Source organism: Brevibacterium ihuae, assembly GCF_900184225.1.
Taxonomy (GTDB): domain Bacteria; phylum Actinomycetota; class Actinomycetes; order Actinomycetales; family Brevibacteriaceae; genus Brevibacterium; species Brevibacterium ihuae.
This window is the reverse complement of sequence record NZ_FXWZ01000003.1, coordinates 355094-368805: the sequence shown is the minus strand read 5'-3', so window position 1 is coordinate 368805 and position 13712 is coordinate 355094. Positions and strand designations below refer to the sequence as shown.

The following is a 13712-nucleotide window of genomic DNA, read 5'->3' as shown; positions in this document are numbered from 1 at the left end:
GGTGAGATCGATGTTCGCCGCCGCCGGGCTGGCGGCGGGGATGGCCGCAGCGCTGCTCAGCGGTGCCCCCGCGCTCGCCGCGACCCCGCAGGACGGGGCCGTCGCGGCGCCGTTGCTCGCCGCATCGCAGCCGAGCACGGACCCGGGCTCGGGCTCGACGACCGAGGTGCCGGAGCAGACCGATGCGGAGAAGGTCGAGGAGCTGCTCGAGGGCTCGGAGACGACGCTCGAGACCGCGATGCGGATCGCCGAGGCGCTCGACGAATCCCCGCTGTACGTCGACGACGCGGCGGCCGACCGCTACACGCAGCCCACCCTCGGCCTGCTCGAGGAGAAGGTGGCGGCGACGAAGCACCCCACCTACCTCGTCCTCGCCGGGCAGCTCGACTACGAGAGGCTCAACGATCTCTCGCTGCTCATCGCACAGGCGCACGGCGGTCAGGGCGCCTACGTCGTCATGTCCGCCGACGGGGAGCTCGGCCACGCCGTCGAGCTCGAGGACCTCGACGCGAGTCTCGCCGTCGAGCAGCAGTTCGACCAGTGGGTTCACGACCCGGACTACCGGCTGTCGGGTCTCGAATGGCTCAACGATGTGCTCGATCGCCTCGTCGATCCGCAGTACGAGGCTTATGAGCCGTCTCTGTCGGATCGGCTGCAGAATGCGGTGATGTTCCGTCCCGTGCGCTCTGCGCTCATCGCCGGTGCGGTCTTCGCCGCGCTCGTGGCCGGCGTCTGGCTGTTCGCCCGGAGCCGTCCCGTGCGATCCCGGAAATACCGGATCCCCGACAGCGTCATGGAGGCGGCGCGGAGCTCCGACCGCGATCGCATGCGGCGCGTGCTCGGACAGGATGCGCTGCGGATCGCGGAGAAGCTCGAGGCGCTGCGGACCGAGGGGCTCACCGCCGAGCAGTCCGAGACCGTGCAGCGCGGTCTCGACGCGTTCGGCCTCGCACGACGGATCGCCGAGGACGCCTCCGCGGCCGAGGACGACCTCGTCGGCTCGCTCGTGCTGTTCGACATCGCCGAGCGCTCGCTCGAATCGGTGGAGCGTCAGCGCTCAACCCGGATGACGACCGCTCCGCGACTCCGCGGGACCTGCACGGTCAACCCCCGGCACGGGGAGGCGCGCAAGGAGGGGAAGGTCACCGCCGGCGGCGGCCGCGACCTCACGGTGCCGATGTGCGCGAAGTGCGCGCACGACCAGCGGAAGGGTCAGCCCCTCCAGTGGCTGCGCGTCGACGGCGCCCCGTACCCCGACCGCGACACCGTGTGGGCGCGCACCCTCTACGGGGCGACCGAGGCCGACCTCGTCGAGGAGGTCATCCGCGCTCGCGCGATGCGCTGAGCCGGCGTGCCCGCCTCGCCGGATGGGCAACGGGCGCTGCGGCCGAATCGGCGGGCTCATCTCGCCGAGCAGGCAACGGAAACTGCGGTGGCGGGCGGAGAATTCGCAGGTTCCGGCGGCCACCGCAGTTTCCGTCGCACAGCGGCGCAGCGGGGGCGCATCCGGGCGTCCGGATCACCCCGCGAGGCCGCTGCCGAACGGTTTTGCGTTCGCGGAAACGGATGTGTAGAGTATCTTCTCGTTGCCCCAATAGCTCAGTCGGCAGAGCGTTTCCATGGTAAGGAAAAGGTCAAGGGTTCGATTCCCTTTTGGGGCTCTCGTACGAATCACGATTCGTGCCGGGGCGGGGTAGCTCAGCTGGTTAGAGCGCACGACTCATAATCGTGAGGTCGCGGGATCGAGTCCCGCCCCCGCTACAGACACAGCCGCTCATCCGGATTTCCGGGTGAGCGGCTGTCGTCGTATCCGGCCCGCTCAGAGCACTGCGATCGGGTTGACCGGGGAACCCGTCGCCCCGTGCACCCGCAGCGGCGCAGCGGCGTAGAGGAACTCCCACCGGCCGGTCTTCCGGCACGCCTCGATGAGCGCGGAGAAGTCGCACAGCTCGGTGAACGCCACGCCGAGGTTGCGCATGAGCGCATTGTGGAGGGTGAGCGAGAACCCCGTGCGCGGATCGGTGGTGATCTCGTTGCCGATCGTGTCGGTGACGAGGTTGGGGATCCCCCGCTCCGCGAACCAGTCGACGAGCTCGGGCGAGTAGGCCAGACCCGGTTCGCAGAAGTCGGCGAAGAACGCCTCCGGATCCGCATCGAACAGCGCGAGGTGGTTGGTGCGCAGCAGGAGGATGTCGTGCTTCTCGATCGTCACCCCCTGCCGGTCCGCGCAGGCGAGGAGGTCCGCGAGGTCGAAGGCGGTCCCGGCGGGTACGGCATCGACGCCGAGGTGGCCGGCGAGGTCGAGGAGGATCCCGCGGCCGACGACCCCGCGCCGGGCGATCGGATCGACCCCGGCGAAGCGCATCTCACCGTTCGTCGTCGACGCCGGCCGATCGTTCCAGATCCGACCGGAATGCCACACGTGCCCGAGCGCGTCGTACTGGGTCGAGCCCTGGAGCGACATCCGGATCGAGTCGTCCGAGCTGTGCGCGCCGCCCGGCATCTCCGGGAATCCCGCCTCGTACTTCGATTCGTCGAGGTGCATGCGGCGGCTCGGCTGCGGACGGCCCGGCCACACGGGATCGCCGGCGGGATCCCCGATGAGGCGCTGGAGGGTGCACACCCTCCCGCTGCGGACAGCGGCGACCCCGCGCAGCACCTGTGCGGCGTCGAGGTGGTTGAGCGATCCGACCTCGTCATCGGGGCCCCAGCGACCCCAGTTGTGCGGCGCGGAGGCGAGGAGCTCGGCGAGATCGGTCGGATCGGACATGGCGACGCTGCCTTTCGAGATCGACGGCACCGAACGAACAGTCGGTGCTCCGTGCGCCCATGCTACCGGCGGGTGTGCGCGTTCACCCCGGAATCCCCGCTTCCCGGTGTTAGGGTTTTTAGCATGACTAAAGCAACAGCGGAGACCGCGGGCAGCGGAGAGCTCGGCCGCCGGGTGCGCGCGGCGCGCAACGGAGCGGGTCTCACCCTCGAGCAGGTGAGCTCGAAGATCGGTGTGAGCCCAGCGACCCTCTCCCTCATCGAGCGCGACAAGGTCTCGATCACCGTCGACCGGCTCACCGACATCGCCGCCGCCCTCGACCTCGAGCTCGACGAGCTCGTCTCCCCCCACCGGTCCGACACCCGGCACGACGACACCCTGCCGAAGGTCCTCGAGGCGGCCATCGAGTGCTTCACGCGCTGGGGGTACCACGGGACGTCGATGCGGCAGATCGCGCAGGCCGCGAACGTCAGCGTGGCCGGCGTCTACCACTACTACGAGAGCAAGCAGCAGATGCTCGTCGCGATCCTCGACTCGACGATGACGGGCCTCATCGACGGCGTCGAGGGGGTCCGGGCGAAGGTCGCGGACCGCCCGCCGGAGGAGCGGTTCGCCGCGATCGTCGAGGCGCTCGCCTACTACCACGCGACCTCGCGCGGCACGGCCTTCATCGGAGCGAGCGAGATGCGCAGCCTCGAGGAGCCGAACCGGACCCGGATCGCCCAGCTCCGGCGCTCGGTGCAGCACGTCATCGACGAGGAGGCCGCAGCCGCAGTCGAATCGGGCGCGTTCTCGGTCCCCGACCTCAAGATCGCCTGCCGGGTGGTGGCGAACATGTGCACTTCGCTCGCGCAGTGGTACAGCCCGAGCGGACCGGTGGGCCCGGAGGAGGCCGCCGCGGACGTCGCCGAGTATGCAGTCGCGATCATGAAGATCGGTCCGCGCCGGGCAGACTGAGGCCACCGGTGCCGGACCGGCGGCCACGACAGGTCCACCGACGATCCGGGTGCCCGTCACGTGGAGCGCAGAGGGCCGCCGCCGATAGACTGCCGGGGCCGGGATGTCCGCATCCGGCACCCGCACGCCAGATCCGAGGAGGAGCACCATGGCAGTGAATACGGAGCTGCAGGGCACGAGCTATCCGCTCGAGCAGCCGTTCGAGGTCACCCGGGAGGCGATCGCGCAGTTCGCCCGCGCCACCGGCGCGCACAACCGCGCCCACGTCGACCCCGCGGTCGCCCAGGAGTTCGGCTATTCCGACGTCGTCGCACCGAGCACCTTCGCCGTGATCCCCGCGCAGCGCACCGAGGCGCTCTACATCCGGCGGCCCGACGCGGGCATCGACTTCTCCCGCGTGGTCCACGGCTCGGAGCAGTTCACCTACACCCGGCCGATCGTCGCCGGCGACGTGCTCGCCGCGACCTGCCACGTCGACGGCATCCGCGAGGCCGGCGGCCATGCGATGATCACCACCCGCACCGAGCTCACCGACGCCGACGGCGGCGATCCCGTCGCCACCGTGGTGTCGACCATCGTCGTGAGAGGAGAGGACGCATGAGCGCCCAGAGCAGCCCGGTCCCGCGCGAGGAGGTCCGCCGCTCGGCGTCCGACCTCGCCCCCCGTCTCGCCGACCTCGAGGTCGGCCGGACCGTCGTCTCGGCGAGCATCCCGGTGTCGCGCGCGGACCTCGTCCGCTACGCCGGCGCCTCGGGCGACTACAACCACATCCACTGGAACGAGCGCTTCGCCCGCGAGGTCGGCCTCGAGAACGTCATCGCCCACGGCATGCTCACCATGGGCTCGGTGATCTCCCGGATCAGCGAGTGGGCGGTCGACCCCGGTGCGATCGTCGACTACCGCACCCGCTTCACCGCTCCCGTCGTCGTGCCGGACGCGGAATCCGGCGCCCCGGACACCCCGACTGCGTTCCTCGAGATGACGGCGGTCGTCGGCGCGGTCGACCCGGAGGCCGGGATCGCGCGCCTCGACGTCGAGGTCTCCGCGGGGGAGAAGAAGGTGCTCGGCCGGACGCAGGTCAAGGTCCGGCTGTCGTGAACCTCGCCGAGCTCACGACATTCCGCGTGGGCGGCCCGGCGGGCTCGGTGGCCGAAGCGCACACGCGCGAGGAGCTCCGAGCCTTCTCGGACGTCCTGTTCGTCGGCGGCGGCTCGAACCTCCTCGTCGCCGACGAGGGCTTCCCCGGCCCCGTGTGCGTCATCCGGACATCCGGCGTCGAGGAGCGCCCGCTGCGCACCGAGCGCCGGGTCCTCACCGTCGAGGCGGGGGAGAACTGGGACGATCTCGTCGCGCGCACCCTCGACGCCGGTCTCGCCGGGCTCGAGGCGCTGTCCGGGATCCCCGGCTCGGTCGGTGCGACGCCGGTGCAGAACGTCGGCGCCTACGGGGCCGAGGTCGCCGATTCGATCGAATCGGTGCTCGTGTTCGATCGCCTGAGCGGCGACGAGCTCGTGCTCGGCCGCACCGAGCTCGAGTTCGGCTACCGCACCTCCCGGCTCAAGCGCACCGCCGCGAACACCGGTGCGGTGCAGTTCGTCGTCCTCGCGGTGACGTTCCGCCTCGCGGAGTCCACGCTCTCCGCCCCCATCCGCTACGCGCAGCTCGCGCGCGCTCTCGAGGTCGATCTCGGGGACCGGGTCGAGACCGCCGAGGTGCGCCGGGCGGTGCTCGATCTCCGCGCCTCGAAGGGCATGGTGCTCGATCCTGCCGACCACGACACCTGGTCGGCCGGCTCGTTCTTCACCAATCCGATCCTCCCCGCGAACGCGGCCCTGCCCGCCGATGCCCCGGTGTACCCGGTGGTCGACCCGGTCACCGGAGCGCGCGACGCGACGCTGCTCAAGACCTCGGCCGCGTGGCTCATCGACAACGCCGGGTTCTCCCGGGGCTTCGGCCTCGACGACCGCGCGACGCTGTCGACCAAGCACACGCTGGCGCTGACGAACCGGGGCGGGGCGCAGGCGGCGGACATCCTCGCCCTCGCCCGCCGCATCCGCGACGGCGTCCGCGAAGCGTACGGGATCGACCTCGAACCGGAGCCGAATCTCATCGGGTGCAGCCTGCAGGCATGAACCCCCTCCTCAGCCGGACGCCGACGGCGGAGCCCGAGGTCCGGACCGGACCCCGCCCCGGCACCCGGGCGGGGGAGGACGGCCTTCTCGCGCGGGTGCTGTTCCGCGTGCTCCCGGCCGTCGGCGTCGTCCTCGCGTGCCTGCTCCTCGTCGCCCCGTGGGCCGCGCTCACGGCCCGCACCGAGGCGAACTTCGGCCCCCATGTCGCCGACTACTCGATCACCACCGACACCACCGTGACGATCGACCTCGGCGCGCTCGGAAGCGTGCGGATGCCAGCGACGGACATCCTGCCGTTCGGCCTCGGGGTGCTCATCGAGGTCGGCGAGATCCCCGCGGAGTCAGCACTCGGCGGGACCGCCCTCGACGCCGTGGGCGAGGACGTGGCCGCCTATGCGACCTTCTTCGCCTCGCCCGAGGCGCAGTTCGACATCGTCGCCCGCGGCCTGCTCATCGACGCGCTGTTCCGGGCCGTGGGTGCCGGGCTCGGCCTTGCGGCGCTCATCGGGGTCGTCGTCGTGCTGCGCGGTCCGCCAGACCGGAGCACGCCCCGCTCCCGCCGGCGTCTCACCGTCGGCCTCGTGTCCGGTACCGCGCTCGCCTGTCTCCTCGGAGTCCTCCTCGTCCCGATCCAGCGACCGCGGCCCATCGAACCGAACCCCGGGTTCGCGGGCACCCCGCTCGCCGGCGCCGAGGTGACCGGACGGCTGTCCGGGGTGATCGACGAGGCCGCCGGCCTCGTGTCCGGCTTCATCGAGGACAACGACGCGTTCTACGACGCAGCGACGACCGCGCTCGACACCGCGTGGGAGGACCGGCCCTTCGAGGCCCGCTGGTCCTCGGCCGCCGCCCTAGTCCCGCCGCCCGATCCGCGCACCGGGGGCCACGCCGGTGAGGTCGTCACCGCAGTGTTCGGATCCGATCTCCACTGCAACGTCGGCATGGCCCGGATCGTCGGGGAGGTGGCCGAGCGCACGGGGGCCGACCTCTACCTCGACGGCGGCGACATCACGATGACCGGCACCCCGGCGGAGAACTACTGCGTCGACGCGCTCTCCCATCAGCTCCCCGACGGGCTTCCCCGGGTGTTCGTCAAGGGCAACCACGACTCCCTCGACACCGCTCGGCACGCCGCGGACACCGGGTGGACGGTGCTCGACAACGGCGTCGTCGAGGTCGCCGGGCTCCGGATCCACGGCGGGGCGGATCCGCGCCGGACGGTGTTCGGGTCCCCGGCGCCGGTGCTCGAGACCGGCGAGACCGCCCAGGAGTTCGCTGACAGGATGGCGGACGAGGCGTGCGAGGCCGATGCCGCGGTCACCCTCATCCACGATCCGCGCCACGCCCTGCCGGCGCTCGAATCCGGCTGCGCGCGGTTCGCGCTGAGCGGGCACTGGCACCGGCGGGTCGGGCCGGAGCCCTACGCCCAGGGCTCCCGGTACGTCGGCTCGACGACCGGCGGCGCTCTCGCCGACGCCCTCACCCCGGGTCCGCTCAAGATGCCCGCCGAGCTCACCGTGCTGCGCTTCGACGCCGACACCGGTTCGCCCCTCGACCTTCAGGTGGTGACCGTCGGGATGGATGCCCAGGTGTCCTTCGCTCCGTGGCAGCCGGTACCCCCGCCCGGGCCGTGGGCGGCGCCCGAGGAGTAGACGGGCCGGCCTCGGCCCCGGACTCGGGGCGTCGCGGCACGGGTGCGGGGCGCGTGAGCGGTCCCCGCTGCCCGGTTCGACGGACCACGGGCGGAGACTGTATGCTCGTACCTTGGCGGCGGGCCGCCTGCTTCTCGCGGGTGCCTCCGAACGCCGAAGGGGTGTGGCGCAATTGGTAGCGCAACGGTCTCCAAAACCGTAGGTTGCAGGTTCGAGTCCTGTCACCCCTGCTCAGGCTTCGCCGGTCGGGACGACGATCCGGCTCGGCGGAACAGCGGCAATTTCAACGACGACCGAGTGAGGATGCGTGGCAGACACACCTGCGAAGACCTCCGGTGCCCGGCGGGAGCGCGAGACCGAGCAGAAGAAGCGCGGACTCCTCGGCGGAATCCTGCAGTTCTTCCGCGAAGTCGTGGCCGAGCTCAAGAAGGTCGTCACGCCCACCCGCAAGGAGCTCATCAACTACACGCTCGTCGTGCTCGCCTTCGTCATCGTGATGATGCTGCTCGTCACCGTACTGGACTTCATCTTCGGCAGGCTCGCCGGGTTCGTCTTCGGGGGGACCCCGCTCTGGCCGCTCTGGTGAGCCGCCCCGCGACCACCCGCAGCCGCCCGGCCCGCACGGACCTGGCGCATGCCACCCACTGATTCACAAGGAGAACTGGTGTCGGACAACACCCCGGAAACCGAGAACGTCGAAGCCGTCGAGGAGACGACTGCAGTCGAGGAGCAGACCGCCGCGGTCGAGACCGAGCAGCAGTCGGCTGACTCCGCCGACGCCTCGGCCGAGGTCGACGGCGCCGACTCCTCCGCAGACGCCGCCGCGGGCACCGGTTCCGACGATGCCGAGGCCGCTGCCGCGCCTGCCGCCGACGACGCCGAGCAGTCCGCCGGTCCCGCCGCGGACGAGGTCGACCCGGCCGAGGAGTTCAAGGCCGAGCTCCGGATGAAGGAGGGTGACTGGTACGTCATCCACTCCTACGCCGGCTACGAGAACCGGGTGAAGGCGAACCTCGAGAACCGGATCGTGAGCCTCGACATGGAGGAGCACATCTTCGAGATCCAGGTCCCGATGGAGGACGTCGTCGAGATCAAGAACGGCCAGCGCAAGCAGATCCGCCGCGTGCGGATCCCCGGCTACGTGCTCGTGCGCATGGACCTCACCGACGAGAGCTGGGGCGTGGTGCGCCACACCCCGGGCGTCACCGGATTCGTCGGCAACGCCTACGATCCCGTCCCGCTGCGCCTCGACGAGGTGTTCTCGATGCTCGCTCCGGTGTTCGAGGAGCAGCAGGCGAAGGCTGCAGCCGAGTCCGGCGCGGCCGGCTCCGCGCAGCCCGGCGCCCCGATCTCGGTCGAGTTCGAGGTCGGCGAATCGGTCATGGTCAAGGAGGGCTCGTTCGAAGGCCACCCGGCGACCGTGCAGGAGATCCGCCCCGAGTCGCAGAAGCTCACCGTGCTGCTCTCGATCTTCGAGCGCGACGTTCCCGTCGAGCTCGGCTTCGAGCAGGTCTCGAAGATCTGATCTGCACGAACACCCGCTTCGCGACAGGCGCCCGGTGCACACCGGGCGCCTGTCGCGTCGGTGGGCGCCCACCGGATTAGAGTTCCCCGGTAAACCGTGGAACAATGGTGTGGTTTGATTGCTGATCCTCATCGGGACCGGCGATCACCTGCCCCTCAGCACTCGGCTGCGGGGCCGACGAAACAGAAAAGGACCGAAACATGCCTCCCAAGAAGAAGGTCACCGGTCTGATCAAGCTCCAGATCCAGGCAGGTGCCGCGAACCCGGCGCCTCCGATCGGCCCGGCGCTTGGTCAGCACGGCGTCAACATCATGGAGTTCTGCAAGGCCTACAACGCCGCGACGGAGAACCAGCGCGGCAACGTGGTCCCGGTGGAGATCACCGTGTACGAGGATCGCTCGTTCACCTTCATCACCAAGACCCCGCCGGCCGCAGAGCTCATCAAGAAGGCTGCGGGCGTGAAGTCCGGCTCGGCCACCCCGCACACCGACAAGGTCGCACACCTCACCGTCGACCAGGTGCGCGAGATCGCCGAGACGAAGATGCCCGACCTCAACGCCAACGACATCGAGACCGCATCGAAGATCATCGCGGGCACCGCTCGCTCGATGGGCATCACCACCGACGTCAAGCTCTGATCCGACCGGATCGGAACGTTCCAGTGGCAGGGCCGGCGCGGCCCGCACCACGACTGCAAGGAGAGAAGCAGATGGCACAGCGCTCGAAGGCCTACAGGGCCGCCGCCGAGAAGATCGCGACAGACACGCACTACGACCCGGCTCAGGCGATCGCCCTGGCCAAGGACACCTCGGTGTCGAAGTTCGACGCGACCGTCGAGGTCGCCTTCCGCCTGGGCGTCGACCCGCGCAAGGCGGACCAGATGGTGCGCGGCACCGTCAACCTCCCGCACGGCACCGGCAAGACCGCCACGGTCCTGGTGTTCGCCGCCGGCGACCGTGCGGAGGCCGCCCGTGAAGCAGGTGCCGATTTCGTCGGCTCCGATGACCTGCTCGAGAAGGTGGCCGGCGGTTTCACCGGCTTCGACGCCGCAGTCGCCACCCCGGACATGATGGGCAAGGTCGGTCGCCTCGGTAAGGTGCTCGGTCCCCGCGGCCTCATGCCGAACCCCAAGACCGGCACGGTGACCATGGATGTCGCCAAGGCGGTCCAGGACATCAAGGGCGGAAAGATCGAGTTCCGCGTGGACAAGCACTCGAACCTCCACTTCATCATCGGCAAGGCGTCGTTCGACCAGGACAAGCTCCAGGAGAACTTCGACGCGGCGCTCGAAGAGGTGCTCCGTCTCAAGCCGTCCTCGTCCAAGGGTCGCTACATCTCGAAGGCCACCATCTCGACCACCAACGGTCCGGGTGTGCCCGTCGACACCAACGCGCTGCGCGGCTGACGCCCAGCTCGAGTACCGCCGGACGGCGGGGTGCGGATCTCCGCCCCCGCCGTCCGGCGCATTCAGGGTCGGTGCGCGGAGGTGGACCGGTGTGGGGTGGAACGGTGTGCGGGGTGAACCGGTGTTCGAGGGTCGACCCGTGTGCGGGCCGCCCCGATCCGATCAGTCCTAAGACCGCCGCTCGATCCACCAGTCGCCCAGGCGCGAGATCACGAACCCGAGGACGACTGACAGCACGATCGCGATGACGACCGCGACGATCGTCGGCACCGGGATCCAACGGGCGGTGAGCCAGCCGAAGCCCACGGAGTAGACCGCCCAGAGCACCGAGGCCGCTGACAGCGCACCGACGAAGTCGCGCACCGACATCCTGCCGGAGCCGGCGAGCAGGGACACCGCGGTCCGGCCGAGGGGGATGAAGCGGGAGACGGCGAGGACCTGGATCGACTCCGATTCGAGTCGCGCGTCGATCCGGTCGAGCCGCCGCTGCGCGCGGGCGGAGGACAGCATCGGCCACGCCCGGAAGTCGAAGCGGGAGGCGACCGCGAAGAGCGCGAGATCGCCGACGAGCGACCCCGCGATCATCGCGAGCACGAGCCCGAGGAAGGACGGTTCGCCGCTCGTCGCATTGAGCGCGCCGAGCCCCACGAAGAGGGCTGTCGAGGGCACCGGCGGGATGATCGCGGCGAGTGCGTTGACGAGAGCGGCGATGGGGTAGACGAGGAGCGTTCCGGCGAACTCCGCCACCCACGCCCCGATCTCGTCCACCGACCCAGCCTACAGGCCCCGTGCCCGGATCCCGCCGCGGCCGCGCGGGCTGCCCTCACGCCGCTGTACCCGCCCTCGGCCCTCGTCCGCACCTCATCGACCTGCCGATTCTGCTCGATGGATGTCGCCCTGCCGTTCATGCCCGAGATTCGGCACCGGATTCGAGCGCAGGTGGCAGGTCGACGGAGGGATCGAGCAGAAACGGCAGGTGGACCACGTCGCCTTCCGAGCGTGGACGTCGCCATCCGGGTGGATTTGGAGCCGGGGTGGCGCGTGCACTACGATGGAATCTGCCCAAGACCGTCGGTCCCCGTGGGAATCACCGCCATCCGTTCTCGGACGGCGGTGCCCGCAGGCGAAGAGCTCGACAGAGCGGCCAGCGCAGGTGTCATGAGAACGACGACCGGATGCTCGCATCCGCACTCCCAGCGTTCCGTGCATTCTGCGCGGAGCGCTTTTTCGTGTTCTCGGCACCGACACCGTACGAAAGGAATACCATGGCGAGGCCTGACAAGGCAGCGGCAGTTGCGGAGCTCAAGCAGTTGCTCGAGAACTCCCCGGCTGCAGTGCTGACCGAGTACCGCGGTCTCACCGTCGCGCAGATGAAAGACCTGCGCGTTGCACTCGGTGAGACGGCAAGCTACGCCGTGGTAAAGAATACGCTCACCGCTATCGCTGCCAAGGAAGCCGGCATCGAGGCATTCGACGGACTCCTCAACGGACCCTCCGCCATTGCCTTCGTCAACGGCGAACCCTCCGAGGCCGCGAAGGCGCTGCGTGACTTTGCCAAGGCGAATCCGCAGCTGGTCATCAAGGCGGGCTACCTCGAGGGGAAGCCGCTGACCGCTGAGGACATCACGAAACTCGCCGACCTCGAATCCCGCGAGGTGCTGCTTGCGAAGGCAGCCGGTGCCATGAAGGGAAGCCTGTACAAGGCCGCCTACATGTTCACCGCCCCGCTGGTCAAGACCGTCCGGACCGTCGACGCTCTTCGCGAGAAGAACGCCGGATCCGAGTCGGCTCCTGCCGAGGACGCCTGAGTTTCACCCCTGTAAACCACCCCGGCTGCTCACGGCAGCCATGTAAGGAAGGACATAGCCATCATGGCTAAGCTCACCCCCGAAGAGCTCATCGAAGCGTTCAAAGAGCTCTCCCTGATCGAACTCTCCGACTTCGTCAAGCAGTTCGAAGAGACCTTCGAGGTCGAGGCTGCCGCTCCGGTCGCCGCTGCCGCTGCCCCGGCCGCCGGCGGTGCCGGTGGCGAGGCCGCCGCCGAGGAGAAGGATGAGTTCGACGTCATCCTCGAGTCCGGCGGCGAGAAGAAGGTCCCGGTCATCAAGGAGGTCCGCGGACTGACCTCGCTCGGTCTCAAGGAGGCCAAGGAACTCGTCGACGGCGCGCCCAAGGCCGTCCTCGAGGGCGTCAACAAGGAGACCGCGGAGAAGGCCAAGGAGGCCCTCGAGGCCGCTGGCGCCACCGTCTCCCTCAAGTGATCCGGTCCGCCGCGGCGTGATCACTCGGACCGTGCGCGGAACGCATCCAGCATCGGACCCCGCTGCCATCACGGCAGCGGGGTTCCGTGCATTCACCCCTCAATTTCCGAAGGTTCCTGAGAACGAATCCGCAATCTATTGCAATCTCGACCGGCAGGCGCGGCCCCGCAGCCGGTCTGTCGGGCGGTCGGTCATGTGCCCGGACCGGAACATGACCGTCACGTCCGGCGCGGAGTGCCATCGGAGACTCGTCTCATGACCCGCACTCACCGGCACCTGCGCCAGACGTCCCGCGCTCATCGACAGGCGCGCCGGACACCCCACGTTCCGCCGCGCCGTTCTCCGGCAAGCCGCGTCACGACGAAACGCTTCCCGGCGCAGCGCGTCGCGATGGTCGGCCTCGGGCTCCTGCTCGTCCTCTCGACGACCGCATGCATCCCCACACTCAACCCGCGACCGGAACCGACCGGGACCGCGACGAACCACCCGGAATGGCCCGCGGGGTCCACCGCGCAGCCGCTCGATCCCGCAGGCACTGCGCTGCGCGTGAGCTACCGCGACGTCTCGACCCCGCCGCGGTACCACCGGAGCTACCGGCTCGAGGCAGATGCGTCCGACGCCGCGATCGCGGTCTCCGCCTACGGTGCGCACGTGGGAAGCGGGCGGGTGGAGATGGATCCCGAGGTCTGGGAGACCGCCGTCGCCGCAGTCGAGCCCGTAGTCGCCGATTCCGGGTCGTGTCCGCCGCCGTACCCCTCCGGGGCGACCTCGTACTCTCTCGAGGTGTGGGTCGGGGACACCCGGGTCCGGACGGTCGAGGCGAACACCCTGTGCTGGCGCGATGACCCGGTCCACGCGAGCATCGCGGAAGCCGTCGCTCCTCTGCTCGACCTGTTCGACGAGGACGAGGTCTTCCGTCCCGACCACGAACCGGATCCCGCGGTGAGCGCGCAGCCGGAGGACACCGGGCCGCCGTAGCCCTTACCCCCTCGCGAGCGAGTTGTGGGCGG

15 protein-coding genes and 3 tRNA genes are annotated in these 13712 nt (G+C 69.8%); 16 read left to right on the top strand and 2 right to left on the bottom strand.

Going from position 1 to position 13712, the window contains the following annotated elements:
• Position 1: 1 nt before the first annotated feature.
• The 3 genes from C1A17_RS07110 (at position 2) to C1A17_RS07100 (ending at position 1761) form a co-directional block, all read left to right on the top strand.
• A complete protein-coding gene (locus tag C1A17_RS07110) occupies positions 2–1345 on the top strand; it encodes a hypothetical protein (RefSeq protein ID WP_146000596.1) in 1344 nt (447 codons plus the stop codon).
• A 243-nt stretch (positions 1346–1588) separates the two neighbouring features.
• A tRNA-Thr gene (locus C1A17_RS07105) sits at positions 1589–1661 on the top strand.
• Between the two features lie 26 nt (positions 1662–1687).
• Positions 1688–1761: transfer RNA gene (locus C1A17_RS07100), tRNA-Met, on the top strand.
• Positions 1762–1819: 58 nt separating this feature from the next.
• Here the strand turns inward: C1A17_RS07100 and C1A17_RS07095 are convergent.
• A complete protein-coding gene (locus tag C1A17_RS07095) occupies positions 1820–2770 on the bottom strand; it encodes a cyclase family protein (RefSeq protein WP_101653565.1) in 951 nt (316 codons plus the stop codon).
• Between the two features lie 123 nt (positions 2771–2893).
• Between C1A17_RS07095 and C1A17_RS07090 the strand changes: the two genes are divergently transcribed.
• From C1A17_RS07090 to rplA, 10 genes are all read left to right on the top strand, one after another.
• The gene (locus C1A17_RS07090) at positions 2894–3727 is read left to right on the top strand and encodes a TetR-type transcription factor C-terminal domain-containing protein (RefSeq protein ID WP_101652218.1); all 834 of its coding nucleotides are present in this window, start codon (positions 2894–2896) and stop codon (positions 3725–3727) included.
• Positions 3728–3875: 148 nt separating this feature from the next.
• Complete coding sequence (locus tag C1A17_RS07085; RefSeq protein ID WP_101652215.1) at positions 3876–4328, top strand: FAS1-like dehydratase domain-containing protein; 453 nt, start codon at positions 3876–3878, stop codon at positions 4326–4328.
• Positions 4325–4825: a MaoC/PaaZ C-terminal domain-containing protein gene (locus tag C1A17_RS07080; protein ID WP_101652213.1), complete on the top strand. Its 501-nt coding sequence runs from the start codon at positions 4325–4327 to the stop codon at positions 4823–4825. The genes C1A17_RS07085 and C1A17_RS07080 overlap by 4 nt, the downstream gene beginning before the upstream one ends.
• Positions 4822–5859, top strand: coding sequence for a UDP-N-acetylmuramate dehydrogenase (locus tag C1A17_RS07075; protein WP_101652211.1), 1038 nt, complete (start codon positions 4822–4824; stop codon positions 5857–5859). The genes C1A17_RS07080 and C1A17_RS07075 overlap by 4 nt, the downstream gene beginning before the upstream one ends.
• Positions 5856–7511 (top strand): metallophosphoesterase family protein, encoded by a 1656-nt coding sequence (locus C1A17_RS07070; RefSeq protein WP_101652209.1) that lies wholly within the window; start codon positions 5856–5858, stop codon positions 7509–7511. Before C1A17_RS07075 ends, C1A17_RS07070 begins: the two co-directional genes overlap by 4 nt.
• A 157-nt stretch (positions 7512–7668) precedes the next feature.
• Positions 7669–7741: transfer RNA gene (locus C1A17_RS07065), tRNA-Trp, on the top strand.
• Positions 7742–7818: 77 nt separating this feature from the next.
• Positions 7819–8097, top strand: coding sequence for a preprotein translocase subunit SecE (gene secE, locus C1A17_RS07060; protein WP_101652207.1), 279 nt, complete (start codon positions 7819–7821; stop codon positions 8095–8097).
• Positions 8098–8145: 48 nt separating this feature from the next.
• Positions 8146–9036: a transcription termination/antitermination protein NusG gene (nusG, locus tag C1A17_RS07055; protein ID WP_101652205.1), complete on the top strand. Its 891-nt coding sequence runs from the start codon at positions 8146–8148 to the stop codon at positions 9034–9036.
• Between the two features lie 200 nt (positions 9037–9236).
• Entirely contained in the window at positions 9237–9674 is a 438-nt protein-coding gene (rplK, locus tag C1A17_RS07050) for a 50S ribosomal protein L11 (RefSeq protein WP_101652204.1), read from the top strand.
• A 71-nt stretch (positions 9675–9745) separates the two neighbouring features.
• On the top strand, positions 9746–10441 hold the full coding sequence (gene rplA / locus C1A17_RS07045) for a 50S ribosomal protein L1 (protein ID WP_101652202.1): 696 nt from the start codon (positions 9746–9748) through the stop codon (positions 10439–10441).
• Between the two features lie 168 nt (positions 10442–10609).
• Here the strand turns inward: rplA and C1A17_RS07040 are convergent, their stop codons facing one another.
• Complete coding sequence (locus tag C1A17_RS07040) at positions 10610–11209, bottom strand: DedA family protein (protein WP_101652201.1); 600 nt, start codon at positions 11207–11209, stop codon at positions 10610–10612.
• 497 nt (positions 11210–11706) lie between these two features.
• Between C1A17_RS07040 and rplJ the strand changes: the two genes are divergently transcribed.
• From rplJ to C1A17_RS07025, 3 genes are all read left to right on the top strand, one after another.
• Complete coding sequence (gene rplJ / locus C1A17_RS07035; protein ID WP_101652199.1) at positions 11707–12249, top strand: 50S ribosomal protein L10; 543 nt, start codon at positions 11707–11709, stop codon at positions 12247–12249.
• Positions 12250–12312: 63 nt separating this feature from the next.
• Positions 12313–12702 carry a 50S ribosomal protein L7/L12 gene (gene rplL / locus C1A17_RS07030; RefSeq protein ID WP_101652197.1) on the top strand — a complete coding sequence of 130 codons (390 nt, stop codon included), beginning with the start codon at positions 12313–12315 and terminating at the stop codon, positions 12700–12702.
• 255 nt (positions 12703–12957) lie between these two features.
• On the top strand, positions 12958–13680 hold the full coding sequence (locus tag C1A17_RS07025; RefSeq protein WP_146000595.1) for a hypothetical protein: 723 nt from the start codon (positions 12958–12960) through the stop codon (positions 13678–13680).
• Positions 13681–13712: the final 32 nt, after the last annotated feature.

What these genes read in the sequence shown, in the direction of transcription:
- C1A17_RS07095 (WP_101653565.1), bottom strand. Translation starts at nt 2,770, where the DNA reads ATGTCCGATCCGACCGATCTCGCCGAGCTCCTCGCCTCCGCGCCGCAC.
- C1A17_RS07090 (WP_101652218.1), top strand. Translation starts at nt 2,894, where the DNA reads ATGACTAAAGCAACAGCGGAGACCGCGGGCAGCGGAGAGCTCGGCCGC.
- C1A17_RS07085 (WP_101652215.1), top strand. Translation starts at nt 3,876, where the DNA reads ATGGCAGTGAATACGGAGCTGCAGGGCACGAGCTATCCGCTCGAGCAG.
- C1A17_RS07080 (WP_101652213.1), top strand. Translation starts at nt 4,325, where the DNA reads ATGAGCGCCCAGAGCAGCCCGGTCCCGCGCGAGGAGGTCCGCCGCTCG.
- C1A17_RS07070 (WP_101652209.1), top strand. Translation starts at nt 5,856, where the DNA reads ATGAACCCCCTCCTCAGCCGGACGCCGACGGCGGAGCCCGAGGTCCGG.
- nusG (WP_101652205.1), top strand. Translation starts at nt 8,146, where the DNA reads ATGCCACCCACTGATTCACAAGGAGAACTGGTGTCGGACAACACCCCG.
- rplK (WP_101652204.1), top strand. Translation starts at nt 9,237, where the DNA reads ATGCCTCCCAAGAAGAAGGTCACCGGTCTGATCAAGCTCCAGATCCAG.
- rplA (WP_101652202.1), top strand. Translation starts at nt 9,746, where the DNA reads ATGGCACAGCGCTCGAAGGCCTACAGGGCCGCCGCCGAGAAGATCGCG.
- rplJ (WP_101652199.1), top strand. Translation starts at nt 11,707, where the DNA reads ATGGCGAGGCCTGACAAGGCAGCGGCAGTTGCGGAGCTCAAGCAGTTG.
- rplL (WP_101652197.1), top strand. Translation starts at nt 12,313, where the DNA reads ATGGCTAAGCTCACCCCCGAAGAGCTCATCGAAGCGTTCAAAGAGCTC.
- C1A17_RS07025 (WP_146000595.1), top strand. Translation starts at nt 12,958, where the DNA reads ATGACCCGCACTCACCGGCACCTGCGCCAGACGTCCCGCGCTCATCGA.